18 protein-coding genes and 2 rRNA genes are annotated in these 16,913 nt (G+C 74.8%); 7 read left to right on the top strand and 13 right to left on the bottom strand.

What is annotated here, in order from left to right:
• Window positions 1-3: 3 nt before the first annotated feature.
• Entirely contained in the window at window positions 4-1,386 is a 1,383-nt protein-coding gene (locus BM414_RS00095; RefSeq protein WP_217644427.1) for an 8-oxoguanine deaminase, read from the bottom strand.
• A gap of 119 nt (window positions 1,387-1,505) precedes the next feature.
• Between BM414_RS00095 and BM414_RS00090 the strand changes: the two genes are divergently transcribed.
• From BM414_RS00090 to pucD, 3 genes are read left to right on the top strand one after another with little or no spacing between them, the layout of a single operon-like run.
• Window positions 1,506-2,381 (top strand): FAD binding domain-containing protein, encoded by an 876-nt coding sequence (locus BM414_RS00090; protein ID WP_093577442.1) that lies wholly within the window; start codon window positions 1,506-1,508, stop codon window positions 2,379-2,381.
• The gene (locus tag BM414_RS00085) at window positions 2,372-2,887 is read left to right on the top strand and encodes a (2Fe-2S)-binding protein (RefSeq protein WP_093577441.1); all 516 of its coding nucleotides are present in this window, start codon (window positions 2,372-2,374) and stop codon (window positions 2,885-2,887) included. Before BM414_RS00090 ends, BM414_RS00085 begins: the two co-directional genes overlap by 10 nt.
• A complete protein-coding gene (gene pucD, locus BM414_RS00080; protein WP_175551345.1) occupies window positions 2,884-5,253 on the top strand; it encodes a xanthine dehydrogenase subunit D in 2,370 nt (789 codons plus the stop codon). The genes BM414_RS00085 and pucD overlap by 4 nt, the downstream gene beginning before the upstream one ends.
• A gap of 55 nt (window positions 5,254-5,308) precedes the next feature.
• Here the strand turns inward: pucD and BM414_RS00075 are convergent, their stop codons facing one another.
• Together BM414_RS00075 and alc are read right to left on the bottom strand one after the other, a co-directional pair.
• Window positions 5,309-6,070, bottom strand: coding sequence for an SDR family NAD(P)-dependent oxidoreductase (locus BM414_RS00075; RefSeq protein ID WP_093577440.1), 762 nt, complete (start codon window positions 6,068-6,070; stop codon window positions 5,309-5,311).
• Window positions 6,071-6,164: 94 nt separating this feature from the next.
• Window positions 6,165-7,154 carry an allantoicase gene (gene alc, locus BM414_RS00070; RefSeq protein WP_093577439.1) on the bottom strand — a complete coding sequence of 330 codons (990 nt, stop codon included), beginning with the start codon at window positions 7,152-7,154 and terminating at the stop codon, window positions 6,165-6,167.
• Window positions 7,155-7,237: 83 nt separating this feature from the next.
• Between alc and BM414_RS28930 the strand changes: the two genes are divergently transcribed.
• Window positions 7,238-7,399, top strand: coding sequence for a hypothetical protein (locus BM414_RS28930; protein WP_175551344.1), 162 nt, complete (start codon window positions 7,238-7,240; stop codon window positions 7,397-7,399).
• Window positions 7,400-7,401: 2 nt separating this feature from the next.
• On the opposite strand, the gene allB is transcribed toward BM414_RS28930, so the two are convergent.
• Genes allB through BM414_RS00030 form a run of 8 tightly spaced genes read right to left on the bottom strand, consistent with a single transcriptional unit; the run spans window position 7,402 to window position 14,331 of the window.
• Window positions 7,402-8,715, bottom strand: coding sequence for an allantoinase AllB (gene allB / locus BM414_RS00065; protein ID WP_093577438.1), 1,314 nt, complete (start codon window positions 8,713-8,715; stop codon window positions 7,402-7,404).
• Entirely contained in the window at window positions 8,712-9,395 is a 684-nt protein-coding gene (locus BM414_RS00060; protein WP_093577437.1) for an urease accessory protein UreD, read from the bottom strand. The genes allB and BM414_RS00060 overlap by 4 nt, the downstream gene beginning before the upstream one ends.
• Complete coding sequence (gene ureG / locus BM414_RS00055; RefSeq protein WP_093577436.1) at window positions 9,392-10,069, bottom strand: urease accessory protein UreG; 678 nt, start codon at window positions 10,067-10,069, stop codon at window positions 9,392-9,394. The genes BM414_RS00060 and ureG overlap by 4 nt, the downstream gene beginning before the upstream one ends.
• Before the next feature lie 18 nt (window positions 10,070-10,087).
• Window positions 10,088-10,738 carry an urease accessory protein UreF gene (locus BM414_RS00050; protein WP_175551343.1) on the bottom strand — a complete coding sequence of 217 codons (651 nt, stop codon included), beginning with the start codon at window positions 10,736-10,738 and terminating at the stop codon, window positions 10,088-10,090.
• Window positions 10,738-12,459: an urease subunit alpha gene (locus BM414_RS00045; RefSeq protein WP_093577435.1), complete on the bottom strand. Its 1,722-nt coding sequence runs from the start codon at window positions 12,457-12,459 to the stop codon at window positions 10,738-10,740. The genes BM414_RS00050 and BM414_RS00045 overlap by 1 nt, the downstream gene beginning before the upstream one ends.
• Window positions 12,459-12,842, bottom strand: coding sequence for an urease subunit beta (locus BM414_RS00040; RefSeq protein ID WP_093577434.1), 384 nt, complete (start codon window positions 12,840-12,842; stop codon window positions 12,459-12,461). Before BM414_RS00040 ends, BM414_RS00045 begins: the two co-directional genes overlap by 1 nt.
• Window positions 12,839-13,141, bottom strand: coding sequence for an urease subunit gamma (locus BM414_RS00035; RefSeq protein WP_093577433.1), 303 nt, complete (start codon window positions 13,139-13,141; stop codon window positions 12,839-12,841). Before BM414_RS00035 ends, BM414_RS00040 begins: the two co-directional genes overlap by 4 nt.
• A 59-nt stretch (window positions 13,142-13,200) precedes the next feature.
• The gene (locus tag BM414_RS00030; RefSeq protein ID WP_093577432.1) at window positions 13,201-14,331 is read right to left on the bottom strand and encodes an epoxide hydrolase family protein; all 1,131 of its coding nucleotides are present in this window, start codon (window positions 14,329-14,331) and stop codon (window positions 13,201-13,203) included.
• 109 nt (window positions 14,332-14,440) lie between these two features.
• Between BM414_RS00030 and BM414_RS00025 the strand changes: the two genes are divergently transcribed.
• From BM414_RS00025 to BM414_RS00015, 3 genes are read left to right on the top strand one after another with little or no spacing between them, the layout of a single operon-like run.
• Window positions 14,441-14,803 (top strand): GntR family transcriptional regulator, encoded by a 363-nt coding sequence (locus BM414_RS00025; protein WP_093577431.1) that lies wholly within the window; start codon window positions 14,441-14,443, stop codon window positions 14,801-14,803.
• Window positions 14,800-15,744, top strand: a complete 945-nt coding sequence (locus tag BM414_RS00020; RefSeq protein WP_093577430.1) for an ABC transporter ATP-binding protein — start codon at window positions 14,800-14,802, stop codon at window positions 15,742-15,744. Before BM414_RS00025 ends, BM414_RS00020 begins: the two co-directional genes overlap by 4 nt.
• Window positions 15,741-16,439: a hypothetical protein gene (locus BM414_RS00015; protein WP_093577429.1), complete on the top strand. Its 699-nt coding sequence runs from the start codon at window positions 15,741-15,743 to the stop codon at window positions 16,437-16,439. Before BM414_RS00020 ends, BM414_RS00015 begins: the two co-directional genes overlap by 4 nt.
• Window positions 16,440-16,571: 132 nt before the next feature.
• On the opposite strand, the gene rrf is transcribed toward BM414_RS00015, so the two are convergent.
• Both rrf and BM414_RS00005 read right to left on the bottom strand, forming a co-directional pair.
• Window positions 16,572-16,688: ribosomal RNA gene (rrf, locus tag BM414_RS00010) — 5S ribosomal RNA — on the bottom strand.
• A gap of 102 nt (window positions 16,689-16,790) precedes the next feature.
• Window positions 16,791-16,913, bottom strand: a 23S ribosomal RNA gene (locus BM414_RS00005); the annotation flags it as partial.

Here is a 16,913-nt window from a genome sequence, read left to right as displayed (position 1 = left end):
TTCCTATGCCTGGTCCAGGGGCGCCTGCAGGCGCTCGGACACCCGGCGGTGGACGGCGAGCTGTTCGTCGAGGCCGGGGTGCACGGGGACGCCGTCCTCCACCACGAACCGCCCGCCGACGACGGTGTGCCGCGCCGCCACCGGCCCGCAGCGCAGCCACGCCTCCACCGGGTCCGACAGCGCACCGGCGAACGCGGGCCCGGTCAGCGGCCAGACGGCGAGGTCGCCGCAGGCACCCACCGACAGCTGCCCGATCTCGCCGGTGCGCCCGAGGCACGCCGCGCCGCCGCGGGTGGCGACCTCCAGGGCGTCGCGGGCGCTGAAGGAGCCCGCGCCGTGGCGGAGCTTGCCCTGCAGCATCGCCGTCCGGGCCTCCAGCCACAGCGACGCCGCGTCGGCCGACGCCGACCCGTCCACGCCCAGCCCCACCGGCGCCCCGGCGGCCCGCAGCTCGGCCACCGGCGACAGCCCGCTGCCCAGGATCATGTTCGACGACGGGCAGTGCGCCGCCCCCACCCGCGCGGCGCCCAGGCGCGTGACCTCGTCGGCCGACGGCCACACGACGTGCGCCAGCCACACCCGGTCGCTCATCCACCCGACGTCGGCGAGGTAGTCGACCGGGCGGCGGCCGAAGCGCTCGAGGCAGAACGCGTCCTCGTCCTGCGTCTCGGCGAGGTGGGTGTGCAGCCGCACGTCGAGCCGCCCGGCCAGCTCGGCGGTGCGCGTCATGAGCTCGGTGGACACGCTGAACGGGGAGCACGGCGCCAGCGCCAGCCGGGTGAGCGCCGTCGGCGAGCGGTCGTGGTGGGCCTCCACCAGCCGCTGCGACTCCGCCAGGATCTCGTCGTCGTCCTGCACGACCGAGTCCGGGGGCAGCCCGCCGTCCTTGACCGACAGCGACATCGAGCCGCGGGTGAAGTGCGAGCGCATCCCCAGGTCCTGCGCCGCGCGCACCTCCGCGCCGATCAGGTCGCCGGCGCCGCGCGGGTGCACGTAGAGGTGGTCGGTCGAGGTGGTGCAGCCGGCCAGCGCGAGCTCGGTGAGCCCCACGTAGGCCGACACGTACGCCGCCTCCTCGTCCAGCCGCGCCCACAGCGGATAGAGGGTGACCAGCCAGTCGAACAGCCCGCCGGTCAGCGCGGGCGCGAAAGCGCGGGTGAGGTTCTGGTACAGGTGGTGGTGGGTGTTGACCAGCCCGGGCGTCACCAGGCAGCCGCGCGCGTCGACCGTGCGGGCGGCGGCCGGCCGCGGGTCGCCCGGCCCGCCGATGCCGCTCACCACGCCCCCGGTCACGGCGACCCACCCGCCGGCGACCTCCCGCCGATCGTCGTCGACGGTGGCCAGCAGGTCGGCGTCGTGCACGAGCAGGTCGGCGGTCGTCTCCACCCGCCGCATCCTGCCCAGCCCGTGTGAACACGGCGAGTCGCCACGGGACGTCGCGCAACCCGACCGGAACGAACCCGGACTACCGTGACCGTCCCCCGCACATCCGACGAGGAGCGACGATGGACTTCCTGCAGCCCGCGACGTGGGAGGAGGCGCTGGAGGCGAAGGCCGCCCACCGCGACGCCGTCCCCATCGCCGGGGGCACCGACGTCATGGTGGGGATCAACTTCGGCCGGCTGCGCCCCTCGCTGCTGCTCGACCTCACCCGGGTCCCCGAGCTGCAGCAGTGGGCCGACGACGACGGCGCGGTCCGCCTCGGCGCGGGCGTTCCCTACGCCCGGGTCATCTCCGAGCTGGGCGACCGGCTGCCGGGCCTGGCGATGGCCGCGCGCACGATCGGCTCACCGCAGATCCGCAACCGCGGCACCGTCGGCGGCAACCTGGCCACCGCCTCCCCCGCGGGCGACGCGCACCCCGCCTTGCTGGCCGCCGACGCGGAGGTCGAGGTGGCCTCGACCCGCGGCACCCGCCGGATCCCGGTGACCGAGTTCTACCGGGGGGTCAAGCGCTCCGCGCTGGCCGACGACGAGCTGATCGCCGCGGTCCGCATCGTGCCGCCGCGCGGCCCGCAGCAGTACAGCAAGATCGGCACCCGCAACGCGATGGTCATCGCCGTCGCCGCGTTCGGGCTGGCGCTGCACCCCGACCGCCGCGCCGTGGGCACCGGCATCGGGTCGGCCGCGCCGACGCCGCGCCGCGCCCCCGCCGCCGAGGAGTACCTCGCCGGCGAGCTCGACGGCCTCTGGGACTCGCGCGCCGAGCTCCCCGCCGCCACCGCCACCCGCTTCGGCGAGCTGGTCGCCGAGGCGTCGGCGCCCATCGACGACGTCCGCGGCACCGCCCGCTACCGCGTCCACGCGCTCTCGGTCATGGCGCGGCGTGCGCTGACCTGGGCCTGGGCCGACTACCGGAAGGGAGACCCGACGTGCGCCTGAGCTGCACCGTCAACGGCACGCCGCAGCAGGTCGACGACGTGTGGGAGGGCGAGAGCCTGCTCTACGTCCTGCGTGAGCGGATGGGCCTGCCCGGCTCGAAGAACGCCTGCGAGCAGGGCGAGTGCGGGTCGTGCACCGTCTACCTCGACGGGCTGCCGGTCTGCGCCTGCCTGGTCGCCGCCGGGCAGGCGCAGGGCCGCGAGGTGGGCACCGTCGAGGGGCTGACCCCCGCCGGCGCCGCGCCCGGCGAGCTGCACCCGGTCCAGCAGGCGTTCCTCGAGGCCGGCGCCGTCCAGTGCGGCTTCTGCACGCCCGGGCTGCTGGTCGCCACCGACGACCTGGTCCACCGGTCCCTCGCGGAGGGACGGAAGCCCGCCGACGCCGAGATCCGCGAGGCGCTGGCCGGCAACCTCTGCCGCTGCACCGGCTACGAGAAGATCCTGGACGCCGTCCGGCTCGCGGCCGACCGCATGGCCGCCGACCCGACGGCGGAGGCCGCGCGATGAGCACCCCCACCCGCACGCCGAGCGGTGCGCCGGCGCAGATGACCGGCGCGGGCGGCCGGGTCGGCGACGACGCGCAGCGCCCCGACGGCGTCCTCAAGGTCCGCGGCGAGTTCGCCTACAGCAGCGACCTGTGGATGGAGGACATGCTCTGGGGCGTCACCCTGCGCAGTCCCCACCCCCACGCCCGCATCCGCTCGATCGACGTCGGCCCGGCGCTGGCCGTGCCCGGCGTGTACGCCGTCCTCACCTCCGACGACGTGCCCGGGGAGAAGGTGTACGGCCTCGAGCTCGCCGACCAGCCGGTGCTCGCCCTCGACGTCGTCCGCTACCAGGGCGAGCCGGTGGCGCTGGTCGCCGCCGACCACCCCGACACCGCCCGCCGCGCCGCCGCGCGGATCGTCGTGGACTACGACGTCTGGGAGCCGGTCACCGACGCGCGCGTGGCCCTCGGCCACCCCACCTGGAACCAGCTGCACGACGCCCCCGCCGAGGTCACCGAGCTCAGCCGGGAGAGCGCCAACCTGCACCCGCACGGCAACCTGGTGCGCCACCTCAAGGTCCGCAAGGGCGACCCCGAGCCCACCGCCGACGTCGTCGTGGTGGGCGAGTACGAGGTCGGCATGCAGGACCAGGCCTTCCTCGGCCCCGAGTCCGGCCTCGCGGTGCCCGGTGAGGACGGCGGCGTCGACCTGTACGTGGCCACCCAGTGGCTGCACGTCGACCAGCGGCAGATCTGCGCGGCGCTGGCCATGCCGCCGGACAAGGTGCGGCTGACCCTCGCGGGGGTCGGCGGCGCGTTCGGCGGCCGCGAGGACCTGTCGATGCACGTGCACGCCTGCCTGCTCGCGCTGCACACCGGCAAGCCGGTGAAGATGTCCTACAACCGCGAGGAGTCCTTCTTCGGCCACGTGCACCGCCACCCGGCGACCATGCGCTACGAGCACGGCGCCACCCGCGACGGCGACCTGGTCTACGTGAAGGCGACCATCTACTTCGACGGCGGCGCCTACGCCTCGAGCACGCCGGCGGTGGTGGGCAACGGCGGCACGATGGGCATCGGCCCCTACGTCGTCCCGAACGTGCACGTCGACTGCTACGGCGCGTACACCAACAACCCGCCGTGCGGCGCCATGCGCGGGTTCGGGTCGGTGCAGACCGCCTTCGCCTACGAGTCGCAGATGGACGCGCTCGCCGCCGAGCTCGGCACGGACCCGGTCGAGCTGCGCTGCCGCAACGCGATGGAGCAGGGCTCGGAGACGCCCACCGGCCAGGTCGTCGACAGCCCAGCGCCCGTCGTCGAGCTGCTGCGCCGGCTCGAGGCGATGCCGCTGCCCCCGGATGTCCCCACCGGCGACGACGTCGACCTGCGGGACATGCCCGGCGGCGTCTCCAACACCACGCACGGGGAGGGCGTGCGGCGCGGCGTCGGGTACGCCGTCGCCTACAAGAACGTGGCCTTCTCCGAGGGCTTCGACGACCACTCCACCGCGCGGGTGCGGTTGGAGGTGGTCGGCGGCGAGGCGGTGGCCACCGTGCACACCGCGGCGGCCGAGGTCGGCCAGGGACTGGTCACCGTCGAGCAGCAGATCGCCCGCACCGAGCTCGGCGTCGACCAGGTGACCGTGCACCCCAAGGACACCTCCGTCGGCTCGGCCGGCTCCACCTCGGCGTCCCGGCAGACCTACGTCACCGGCGGGGCGGTCAAGGCCGCCTGCGAGGCGGTCCGCGCCCGGGTGCTGGAGATGGCGCGGTCCGTCGTCGGCCGGCCGGTGGTCGACCTGCGGCTCGACGGCGGCAAGGTCGTGTCCGACCTCGAGGGCGTCGCGCTGCCGCTGGCCGACGTGCTCGGCGACGAGGTGGTCGAGGAGACGCTCGAGTGGCGGCACCGGCCCACCGAGGCGGTCGACCCCGAGACCGGGCAGGGCTTCGCGCACGTGCAGTACGCCTTCTCCGCGCACCGGGCCGTCGTCGACGTCGACACCGAGCTGGGGCTGGTCAAGGTCGTGGAGATGGCCTGCACCCAGGACGTCGGCAAGGCGATCAACCCGCAGGCCGTCGTCGGACAGATCCAGGGCGGCACCGCGCAGGGGCTGGGCCTGGCGGTGATGGAGGAGATCCTGGTCCGCGACGGGCGGGTGCAGAACCCGTCGTTCACCGACTACCTCATCCCGACCGTTCTCGACATGCCGCCGATGCGGGTGGAGATCCTGGAGTACGCCGACCCGCACGCCCCCTACGGACTGCGCGGGGTCGGCGAGGCGCCCAACATCTCCTCCGGCCCGGCGGTGCTGGCCGCGATCCGGCAGGCGACCGGCCTGCCGCTGACCCGCGTCCCCGTGCGTCCGGAGCACCTCACCGGCACCTGACGGTGTGCGCCGACGCCGCACTCCCGGTCCCCGGATGCGGCGTCGGCGCACACCCTCAGCTCGGTGCGGTCCCGACACCCGCCAGGCGGTCCATCGCGGCCAGCACCCGGTCCTGCAGCACCGGGTCCTCCAGCGCGCGCGGCGTGCGCGCCCGGGAGCTCCCGGCGGTGTAGCCGCCGGCCCACTCGCCGGCCGCCGCCCGCGCCACCCGCTCGGCGCCGTCCTCGACGTCCCCCGGCGCGCCCGGCGAGGCCAGCTTGGTGCGCACCCAGCCCGGGTCGACCGCACCCACGCGCAGGTGCGGCAGGGAGCGGGCCCAGGCCAGCGCCAGGACGACGTCGAGCGCCTTGGAGTCGGCGTACGCGCGCCGCGGCGGGCGCGGGCTGCCGAGGTCGTCGGGGTCGACCCGGCCCGAGCCGACCATGCCGCTGCCGAGGAAGACCAGGCGCTCGCGCACCCGCTCCTGCAGGAGCGCGGTGAGCAGGTGCGGGGCGAGCGCGTTGACGGCGAACGCCAGCTCGTGGCCCTGCCGGCTCGGCGGGGCGCCGTCGGGCGGCCACACGCCGGCGTTGTGCACGAGCGCGTCGAGGTCCCCCAGGCCGGCGAGCTGCTCGCCCAGCGCGCGCACCTCGTCGAGGTCGGCGAGGTCGCCGGTGACCAGCCGGACGTCGCCGAGCCGGCCGAGCTCCTCGGCGACCGGCGCGCCGCGGGCCTCGCTGCGGGCGTGCAGGACGACGGTGTGCCCGCCGGCCAGCAGCCGCCGCGCGGCCGCGCGGCCGATGCCGTCGGTGGAGCCGGTGATCGCGATCGTCGCCATGGACGGCACCTACCCGCTGCCCGCAGGGCCAGACGCCCCCCGAATCCGAGCGCCTGGGCGGCAGGAATGGCCGTTTCTGCCGCCACGGGGAGGCTCAGAGCGCCCCGGACCAGCGGCGGTACAGGGCGGCGCGCCCGGCGTCGGTGGGGCGGCCCCACAGCCGCAGCCGGGCCATGCCGCCGTCGGGGAAGACGTCCATGCGCACACGGGCGACGCCGGTGTCGCCGGGGAGCACGAAGCGGTGACGGGTGTCGGGCTGCAGCGGCGTGCGCGGCAGCAGCGCCACCTCTCGCCCGTCGGCGGTGGTGCCGGTGAGCGCCGCCGAGCCCGGCGCGTTGCCGAGGAACCACGAGGTGTCGAGCTCGGCGAGGGTCACGGTGCCCTCGCAGGCCAGGGCCACGTCGACCCAGTCGTTGCCGTCGTCGCGCCGGCGGGCGTTCTCCCAACCCTCGCCCATCGAGCGGGCCTCGCCGCGGCCGATGAGCTGGTGCGGGCTGCCGTAGAAGGCGTTGCTCACGCCGGTGATGCGCCCGCCGTTCTCCAGCGCCGCGAGGTCGCAGGGGCCGGCGTCGAGCAGCCGCGGGTCGGGCACGACCTCCCCGTGCACCCGCAGCCGGGCCACGCCGCCGTCGGGGTGGATCGACAGCCGCACGTGCGTGACCCGCGGTCCCGGCTCGACGACGAAGCGGTTCGCCGTGCCGCCGGCGAGGTCCGACAGCGGCAGCAGCGGCACCCAGTCGGCGTCGGCCAGCGCGGACGGGGGCGGGTGCCCCTCCACCGCGGCCCCCTCGAGGGAGGCGTGCGGCGGGTAGTTGCCGAGGAAGAACGCGGTGTCGACGACGACGGCGTGCACGATCCCCGGCATCCCGAGCCGCACGACCGCCCGGTCGGTGCCCGGCTCGCGCCGGCGGCGGGTCTCCCAGCCGTCGTACTCCTTGCCGCGGGCACCGAAGTCGTCCCGCGCCCGCGCGGGCCCGGGCAGGACCAGGTTCTCCTTGCCGGCGAAGAACTCGTCGTCGGCGGCGACCACGGCACCGCCCTGGGTGCGCACGGCGAGGTCGGGCAGGTCGAACGGGTCGGTCACGGCTTCCTCCGCGGATCGGCGGGGGTCACTCTCGCACGGCGGGGGTAGGGGGCCCGCGTACCGCCAGAACCCGAGGAGGACCCGTGTCCGAACCGACCGACGACCTGCGCGAGCGCGCCCGCGAGCACGTCCGGCAGATGCCCGCCGAGACCGCGCTGGGCAACGCCGACCCCGCCGGGGGCTCCACCGACGACCCCAAGATCATGGACGAGGCCGCCCGCGAAGAGGGCGAGCAGCGCAGCTGACGTCAGCGGTCCCCTCGGTCGAGCAGCCTGCCGAGGGGGCTGCCGTCGGCCTCCCGCCCGCGCAGCCAGGTCCGGCGGACGACGCCGGTGAGCTCGCGTCCGGCGTAGGGCGTCACCGGGTTGCGGTGCTCGAGCCGGCCCACGGTGAACGGCTCGTCGGGCGCGAAGGCCACCAGGTCGGCGTCCCTCCCCACGACGATCGCGCCCTTCCCCGGCAGCCCGGCGAGCCGCGCCGGCGCCGCCGACATCCAGCACACCACCTGCGACAACGGCACCCCGCGGGCGCGCGCGCCGGTCCACACCGCCGGGAGCGCCACCTGCAGCCCGGCGATCCCGCCCCACGCCAGCCCGAAGTCGCCGACGTCGAGCCGCTTGAGCTCCGGCGTGCACGGCGAGTGGTCGCTGACGACCAGGTCGACGTCCCCGGCCGTCAGCGCGCCCCACAGCGCCTCCCGGTGAGACGACTCCCGGATCGGCGGACAGCACTTGTACGCGGTGTCGCCGTCGGGGACGTCCTCGGCGGCGAAGGTCAGGTAGTGCGGGCAGGTCTCCACGGTGACCCGCACGCCGGACGCCCGCGCGGCCCGCAGCAGCGGCAGCGCGTCGCCGTCGGCCAGGTGGACGACGTGGCTGCGCGCACCGGTGTCCCGGGTGGCGGCCACCAGCCGGCCGATCGCCGTCTCCTCGGCCGCGGGGGGCCGGGAGGTGAGGAACGCCGCGTAGCTCGCGCCCGCGGGCTCCGGCGCCGCCGCGATCACCGCCTCGTCCTCGGCGTGCGCGATGAGCAGCCCGTCGAACGTCGCCAACTCGGCCAGCGCCGCGCGCAGCCCGGCGTCGTCCAGCGGCGGGAACTCCGGGACGCCGGAGTCGAGCAGGAAGCACTTGAACCCGACGACGCCGGCCTCGTGCATCGCCCGCAGCTCGCCGGCGTTCCCCGGCACGGCGCCGCCCCAGAACGCCACGTCGACGGCGATCTGCCCGGCGGCGACCTCCCGCTTCACCCGCAGCGCCTCGACCGTGGTGGTCGCCGGCACCGAGTTCAGCGGCATGTCCACGATCGTGGTGACGCCCCCGGCGGCCGCGGCGCGGGTGGCGGTGGCGAAGCCCTCCCACTCGGTGCGGCCGGGCTCGTTGACGTGCACGTGGCTGTCGACCAGGCCGGGCAGCAGCACCTCGTCGTCGGCGAGGGTGACCGCGCCGGCGGGGACGTCGTCGAAGCCGGTGACCGCGGTGACCACGCCGCCTGCGGTGTGCACGGCGGCCGCGCGCTCGCCGTCGGGCAGCACCACCCGCCGGGCGCGGACGACGAGGCTCACGCCACCGCCTCCGCCGCCCGCACGACCCGGTGCAGCTCGGCGCCCCACGCAGTGGCCACCCACCCGTCCTCCAGCGGCAGGCGGACGGCGTCGTCCCCGGTCAGCACCCCCGCAGCCTGCCCGACGTGCACGGTGGACGCGTAGGCACGCGGCGCCACCGGCGGCAGCCAGGCCGGCGCCCCGGGGCCGAGGCCGACGGTCGTGTGCAGCAGCGGACGTCCGTCGACGACCACCCGCGTCGTGCCGGTCCAGCGCCCGGGCTCCTCGCCGGTGCGGCCGAGCAGCACCTGCTCGCGCGCGGTGAGGACGGCGCCGGGCGCGAGCGTCGCCGAGAGCTCCGCCCGGTGGTGCGCGCCTCGCGCGACGACGGTGGGCTCCGCCCGCAGGTCCAGCGCGCCGGCCACCTCGGCGGCGACCCGCTGCACCGACGGCCGGTCGCCGTCGCGGGCGGGCAGCGCCACGGCGGCGGCCACGGTGCGCACCGCCAGCGTGGCGCCCTCCTCGACCACCAGCCGGATCTCCGCGTCGTCGCCGCCCAGCGGGCCGAACGCCGTCGCGACCAGGTGCACCGACGCCGGGCCGGTGCGCCGCACCGCCAGCTGCCCGCTCGCGCGGACCACCGGCAGCACCGTGCGCCCGCCGGGGCCCCGCCGCGCGACGACCTCGACCCGGGTGATCACGCCTGCTGCAGCGCGCGGGCGCGCACCTGCTCCCGCACCCACGCGGCCACTGCAGTGGCGGCCGGGTCCTCCCGCAGCGAGATGAGCAGCGTCGGCTTCTCCCCGCGGACCGCCGCCGAGTCGCGCCGCATGACGTCGAGGTCGGCGCCGACCAGCGGGGCGAGGTCGATCTTGTTCACCACCAGCAGGTCCGACGTGGTGACGCCGGGGCCGCCCTTGCGCGGCACCTTGTCCCCGCCGGCGACGTCGACGACGAACACCTGGACGTCGACCAGCCCGTAGCTGAAGCTCGCCGTCAGGTTGTCCCCGCCGGACTCGACGAACACCAGCTCCAGGCCGGGGTGGCGCGTCTCGAGCAGCTCGACGGCGTCGAGGTTGGCGGTGATGTCGTCGCGGATGGCGGTGTGCGGGCAGCAGCCGGTCTGCACCGCCTCGATCCGGTCGTCGGGGAGGACGGCGTTGCGGCGCAGGAAGTCGGCGTCCTCGGTCGTGTAGATGTCGTTGGTGACGACCGCGAGGTCGTACTCGCTGCCGAGCGTGCGGCACAGCGCCGCGGCCAGGGCGGTCTTACCCGAGCCGACGGGACCGCCGAGGCCCACGCGCAGCGGCCCGCCGTGCCGGTGCCCGTGCTCGTACGGGTCCACGTAGTCGTCGAGGTTGTGGTCAGGCGGCATGGGGACTCCCGGTGACGGTCATGAGGCGAAGAAGCGGTCTCTGCGTGCGGCGTGCACCTCGGCGAGGAGGTCGAGGAGCGGGTCGCTGTCGGCCGGCAGGTCCCGGTGGCAGACATGGCCATTTCTGCCACTCGCGGCATCCGCGACGGCGTCGATCTCGGGGGCCAGGCGTGCGGTGACGGCGGCGACGGTGAGCGGGTCCATGGCCAGCAGCCGCTGGGCCGCCGTCGCCGGGCCGCTGACCGACAGGTAGGCGGCGGCCGCGGCGGCGTCCCGGGGCGTCAGGCCGCCGGCGGCCGCGGCGACGCCCAGCGCGACCGGGTGGTGCGGCGCGCGCGGCAGCGCGTCCCACAGCGGCGAGGCCCAGGCCCGGCGGCCCACCCGCACCAGCCCGCGCCCCTGCTGCCGGGAGGCCGCCCGCACGGCCGGTGACGGCGTCCGGGCGTCCGCCTCGTCGTCCAGACCGGCCGGGTCACCACCTCCGCACGCGGCGGCCGCCAGGCCGGCAGCGACCGCCCCGGAGGTCGTGAGCCGGCGCAGCAGGAACCCCGCCAGCGACGACGGGTCGTGCACCAGCCCGGCCGCGATCGCCTGCTCCACCCCGCCGGAGTGCGTGTGCCCCCCGGCCGGCAGCCGCGAGTCGGCCAGCGTCAGCAGCGCCGCCGTCATCAGAAGAGGAAGTACCGCTGCGCCATCGGCAGCTCGCGCACCGGCTCGGGCTCCCACACCTCGCCGTCCACGGTCACCGTGAAGGTGTCCGGGTCGACGCGGATCTCCGGCAGCGCGGTGTTCTGCGGCATGTCGGCCTTGGTCAGCCGCGTCGTGTCGGTGACCGCGGCCAGCCGCCGGTCGATCGCCAGCCGGTCGCCCAGCCCCGCCTCGAGCGCCGCCGGCGCCACGAAGTGCAGCGACGTCAGCGCCGGCACCTTCCCGTAGGCGCCGAACATCGGCCGGGGCAGCTGCGGCTGCGGCGTGGGGATGGAGGCGTTGGCGTCGCCCATCTGCGCCCAGGCGACCATGCCGCCCTTGAGCACCGCGTGCGGCCGGACGCCGAAGAACCGCGGGTCCCACAGCACCAGGTCGGCGAGCTTGCCCGGCTCCACCGAGCCGACCTCGCCGTCGATGCCGTGCGCCACGGCCGGGCAGATCGTGTACTTCGCGACGTACCGGCGGGCCCGCAGGTTGTCCGCCACGCCGTCACCGGCGAGCGACCCGCGCTTGCGCTTCATGACGTGCGCCGTCTGCCAGGTGCGCAGGACGACCTCGCCCACGCGGCCCATCGCCTGCGCGTCCGAGCCGATCATCGAGATGGCGCCGAGGTCGTGCAGCAGGTCCTCGGCGGCGATCGTCGTCGGCCGGATCCGGCTCTCGGCGAAGGCCAGGTCCTCCGGCACGGAGGAGTCCAGGTGGTGGCAGACCATGAGCATGTCGAGGTGCTCGTCGAGGGTGTTCACGGTGTGCGGCCGGGTCGGGTTGGTGCTGCTCGGGAGCACGTTCGGGTGCCCGGCGACGGTGATGATGTCCGGCGCGTGCCCGCCCCCGGCACCCTCGGTGTGGTACGCATGGATGCTCCGCCCGGCGATCGCAGCCAGGGTGTCCTCGACGAAGCCCGCCTCGTTGAGCGTGTCCGAGTGCAGCGCCACGGGGACGCCGTTGCGCCCGGCCACGGTGAGGCAGGCGTCGATGGCCGCGGGCGTGGAGCCCCAGTCCTCGTGCAGCTTGAAGCCGCTGGCCCCGGCGCGCAGCTGCTCCTCCATCGCCTCCTGCGAGACGGTGTTGCCCTTGCCGAGCAGCGCGACGTTGACCGGCCAGGGGTCCATCGCCTCGAGCATCCGGGCCAGGTACCAGTCGCCCGGCGTGATGGTCGTGGCCTTGGACCCCTCGGCCGGGCCGGTGCCGCCGCCGATGAGCGTGGTGACGCCCGAGCCGAGCGCCGTCGGGACGATCTGCGGGCAGATGAAGTGCACGTGGCAGTCGATGCCGCCGGCGGTGAGGATCCTGCCGTTGCCGGCCATCACCTCGGTACCGGGGCCGATGACCAGGTCCGGGTGGACGCCGTCCATCGTGTCGGGGTTGCCGGCCTTGCCCAGCGCGACGATCCGCCCGTCGCGGACGCCGACGTCGGCCTTGACGACCCCCCAGTGGTCGAGGACGACCGCACCCGTGATCACCAGGTCGGGCGCACCCTCGGCGCGGGTGGCCCGGCCCTGGCCCATCGACTCGCGGATGACCTTGCCGCCGCCGAACACCGCCTCCTCCCCGGCCCGGCCGGGGCCGCCGCAGCGGTCCTCCTCGACCTCGATGAGCAGGTCGGTGTCGGCCAACCGGACGCGGTCGCCGGTGGTCGGGCCGTACAGCTGGGCGTAGCGCTCGCGGGACAGCTGCACCATCAGCCGAGCCCTCCCTCTGCGGTCGAGCTCTCTCCACGGGCCTGACGGCGCGCCCCGGTCCGCTCCTCGCTCGTTCCTCGCTGCGATGCTCCCGGGGCTGTCGTCAGGCCGGGGACGACGCGCGCGCCGCCCAGCGGCACGAGGGTCACGGTGCGGGTGATGCCCGGCTCGAAGCGGACGGCGGTGCCGGCGGCGATGTCGAGCCGGTGCCCGTGCGCCGCACCCCGGTCGAAGGCGAGCGCCCGGTTGGTCTGGGCGAAGTGGAAGTGCGAGCCGACCTGGACCGGGCGGTCTCCGGTGTTGGTCACCTCGAGCTCGATCCGCGGCGCGCCCTCGAGGGTCTCGACGACACCGTCGGCCGGGAAGACCTCCCCGGGGATCACGGGATGGGGTGGTGGACGGTCACCAGCTTGGTCCCGTCCGGGAAGGTCGCCTCCACCTGCACCTCCTCCAGCAGCTCGGGGACACCGTCCATGACGTCGTCGCGGGTGAGGACCGTGCGCCCGGACTGCATGAGCTCGGCCACCAGGACGCCGTCGCGGGCGCCCTCCAGCACGTGGTCGGTGACGATCGCCGTCGCCTCCGGCAGGTTCAGCCGCAGCCCCCGCGCGCGCCGCCGGCGGGCGAGCTCTGCGGCGTAGGAGAGCAGCAGGCGCTCCTGCTCGTGCGGGGTGAGGTGCACGCGGGGTCCTCCGGGGGTCGGCCGAGCCCGGACGCTAACCGCCGCATGTGTCGCGGCCGTTACCTGAGCGGGCGGAAGAACTCCCGGACGTCGGCCAGCAGCTCCTGCGGCCGCTCCATCGCCGCGAAGTGGCCGCCGCTCTCGTGCTCGTGCCACAGGCGGATGTCGGTCAGCTGCCGCTCCGCCCAGGCGCGCGGGGGCACGAAGATCTCCCCGGGGAACATCGAGACGCCGGTGGGCACGTCCACCCGCGGCGTCCGCTCCTCCGGCGCCCGCGCCATCTCCCAGTACATCCGGGCCGACGACGTCGCCGTCCCCGTGAACCAGTAAACCGAGACGTGGTCGAGCAGCCGGTCGATGCCGAGCGTGCCGACCGGGTCGCCGCCGCTGTCGGTCCAGGCGTGGAACTTCTCGAGGATCCACGCGCACTGCCCGGCCGGGGAGTCGGTGAGTCCGTAGCCGAGGGTCTGCGGCCGGGTGCGGTGCTGGTGGCTGTAGGCCGAGCCGTCGGTCCGGAACGCCCGCATCCGGTCGAGGGCGCGCTGCTCGCGCTCGTCGAAGTCCGTCTGTCCCTCGGGCGGCTCGGTGACGACCATGTTGAGGTGCACGCCGACCACCCGGTCGGGGTGCCGCGCGCCGAGGTTGGCCGAGACGAACGACCCGATGTCCCCGCCCTGCGCGCCGAAGCGCCCGTACCCGAGCCGGCGCACGAGCTCCACCCAGGCGTCCGCGGTCCGACCTGGCCCCCAGCCGGGCACGGTCGGCCTGCCACTCCACCCGTAGCCGGGCAGGGAGGGGACGACGAGGTGGAAGGCGTCCCGCGGGTCCTCCGGGTCGGTGAGCGGGCCGACGACCTCGAGGAACTCCAGCACCGAGCCGGGCCAGCCGTGGGTGAGCACCAGCGGCAGTGCACCCTCGTGCGGCGAGCGGACGTGCAGGGCGTGCACCGGCAGCCCGTCGATCTCCGTGACCACCTGCGGGAAGGCGTTGACCCGCGCCTGCCGCGCCGGCCAGTCGTACTCGTCGGCCCAGTAGCGGCAGACCTCCTGCAGCACGCCGGGCGGCACTCCCTGCGACCAGTCGTCCACCGTGGGCGGGTCCGACCAGCGGGTGTCGTGCAGCCGGCGGCGCAGGTCGGTGACCGCGGCCGGCGGCACGTCGACGGTGAAGGGGCTGACGACGTCGTCCACGGCCCGACCGTATCGGCGCTTGACGTCTCGCACGAGCCGGTTCTACGGTTCATTACATGAGTAATGAACCCAGGGACCGCGACGACCCTGGCGGCGGCCGGCGCCTCCCGTGAACGAGGACTCGGGCCCGATCTTTCGGCAGATCGCCGCGCAGATCGAGAACGCGATCGTCGACGGCTCCCTCGACGAGGAGAGCCAGGCGCCCTCGTCCAACGAGCTCAGCGCCTTCCACCGCATCAACCCCGCCACCGCAGCCAAGGGGCTCAACCAGCTGGTGGCCGACGGGGTCCTCTACAAGAGACGAGGAGTCGGGATGTTCGTCACCACGGGCGCCCGCGAGCAGCTGCTCAAACGTCGTCGCAGCGAGTTCGCCGACCAGTACGTCCGTCCCCTGATGACCGAGGCCCAGAAGCTCGGCATCTCCACCCGCGAGCTGGCCACGATGATCGACCGCTGGGAGGACGAGCGATGAACGCCATCCCCGACGCCGCGGCCACCGTCACCGACGTGACGATGCGCTACCGGGAGCACACCGCCCTGGACGGGGTGACCACCTCCTTCGCGACCGACGGCATCACCGGCCTGCTCGGCCGCAACGGCGCCGGCAAGACGACCCTCATGCAACTGCTCACCGGCCACCGGGTCCCGACCCGCGGCCGCGTGCAGGTGCTCGGTGCCGACCCGTACGAGAACGACGCCGTCCTGCAGCGGATCTGCTTCGTCAAGGAGGGCCAGCGCTACCCCGACCACTTCCGGGTGCGCGACGCACTCTCGGCGGCGGCCACGCTCTTCCCCTCGTGGGACGAGGAGCTGGCCCGCTCGCTCGTGGCCGACTTCGAGCTCCCGGCGCGGCGTCAGGTCAACAAGCTCTCGCGGGGCATGGTCTCCGCCGTCGGCATCACCATCGGGCTGGCCTCGCGGGCGCCGGTGACGCTGTTCGACGAGCCCTACCTGGGCCTGGACGCCGTGGCCCGGCAACTGTTCTACGACCGGCTGATCGCCGACTACGCCGAGAACCCGCGGACCATCGTCCTCTCGACGCACCTCATCGAGGAGATCAGCGGCCTGCTCGAGCACGTCCTGCTCATCGACGCCGGCCGGGTGCTGCTCGACTCCGACGCCGAGGACCTGCGCGCGTCGGCGATGACCGTCACCGGCCGGGCCGACCGGGTGGCCGCCCTGGGGCGCGAGCACGAGATGCTCAGCACCGAGACGCTCGCCGGCTCCAGCAGGGCGGTGGTGCGGCTCTCCCGTCCACTCGACGACGGCGACCTGGAGGCGAGGGGGCTGACCGGAGAGCCGACACCCCTGCAGCAGCTCGTGATCACCCTCAGCAGGCACACCGCGGCCGCCCCGGCGCCTGACCGGGCCCCGGACCCCCGCTCCGCCGACTTCGAGGAGGTCACCCGATGAACCGCGTCCTGGCGGCGGCCCGCCTGCACACGATGAACCCGCTGCTGACGATCGGGATCCCGTGGGGCATCGCCCTGCTCAGCTTCGCCATCAACCTGCCGATCTGGGCGCTGACCGGCGCGAGTGACCAGCCCGGCGGCGGCATCACCGGCGGCGTGGTCTCCCTCTACATCACCGTGCTGGTCGTCTTCGTGCAGTCGGCGACGCAGCTGCTGCCGTTCGCGATGGGGATGAGCCTCAGCCGGCGCACCTTCTACCTGGGAACGGCGCTGGCAGCGCTCGCGCTGTCCCTCCTCTACGGCGTCGTCCTGTCGGCCCTGACGGCCGTCGAGAACGCCACGGGAGGATGGGGCGTACGCCTCAACTTCTGGGCGCCCGGCTCCTTCGACGTCGGTAACGCCGCACTGCAGGTCGTCGTGTCAGGAGCGCCGATGCTCGCCGCGGCCTTCGTGGGCGTGGCCATCGGCGTGGTGATGAAGCGGTGGGGTCCGACCGGCCTGTGGAGCCTGGTCGTTGCCTCGATCGTCGTGCTCGGCGGCCTGGCGATCCTGGTGTCCTGGCGGCGCGCCTGGGGCGACGTCGGCACCTGGCTGGTGGACCAGTCGATGTTGACGCTCGCGGTCGCCATCCCGCTGGTCCTGGCACTCGCCACCGCGGGGCTGTCCTACGCCGGCCTCCGCCGGGTCGTCCCCTGACCACTTCCCGCACGACGACGTCGGCCCCGGTTCCGCACTGACGGGACCGGGGCCGGCTCGTCTGTGCGTGCAGTGCCACCAGGAATGCAGAAGGGCCCCCACCGGGTGGTGGGGGCCCTTCTGTCAATGGTTGTCCGGCGGCGTCCTACTCTCCCACCCCGTCTCCAGGGCAGTACCATCGGCGCTGAGAGGCTTAGCTTCCGGGTTCGGAATGGGTCCGGGCGTTTCCCTCTCGCCATGGCCGCCGTAACACTGTGAACGGAACAACCCCGGGCCCCGCAATGGCGGGGGGGTTGGTGCGTTCAGAACCGCACAGTGGACGCGAGACACCAACCTGCAGGCTGGAGGTGTGTGGTCAAGCCCTCGGCCTGTTAGTACCGGTCAGCTCCACACCTTGCGGTGCTTCCACTTCCGGCCTATCAACCCGCTGGTCTGGGCGGGGGCCTTACCCGGTTGACCCGGTGAGAGACCTCA

This window comes from Geodermatophilus amargosae (genome assembly GCF_900116515.1).
Classification (GTDB): domain Bacteria; phylum Actinomycetota; class Actinomycetes; order Mycobacteriales; family Geodermatophilaceae; genus Geodermatophilus; species Geodermatophilus amargosae.
Note: the sequence above shows the minus strand (reverse complement) of the source record. Positions and strands in the feature narration are given on the sequence as shown.

Bases quoted from the DNA above. Each gene is read 5' to 3' on its own strand.
- BM414_RS00090 (WP_093577442.1), top strand. From the start codon at position 1,506: ATGGACTTCCTGCAGCCCGCGACGTGGGAGGAGGCGCTGGAGGCGAAG.
- pucD (WP_175551345.1), top strand. From the start codon at position 2,884: ATGAGCACCCCCACCCGCACGCCGAGCGGTGCGCCGGCGCAGATGACC.
- BM414_RS00075 (WP_093577440.1), bottom strand. From the start codon at position 6,070: ATGGCGACGATCGCGATCACCGGCTCCACCGACGGCATCGGCCGCGCG.
- ureG (WP_093577436.1), bottom strand. From the start codon at position 10,069: ATGCCGCCTGACCACAACCTCGACGACTACGTGGACCCGTACGAGCAC.
- BM414_RS00050 (WP_175551343.1), bottom strand. From the start codon at position 10,738: ATGACGGCGGCGCTGCTGACGCTGGCCGACTCGCGGCTGCCGGCCGGG.
- BM414_RS00045 (WP_093577435.1), bottom strand. From the start codon at position 12,459: ATGGTGCAGCTGTCCCGCGAGCGCTACGCCCAGCTGTACGGCCCGACC.
- BM414_RS00020 (WP_093577430.1), top strand. From the start codon at position 14,800: ATGAACGCCATCCCCGACGCCGCGGCCACCGTCACCGACGTGACGATG.
- BM414_RS00015 (WP_093577429.1), top strand. From the start codon at position 15,741: ATGAACCGCGTCCTGGCGGCGGCCCGCCTGCACACGATGAACCCGCTG.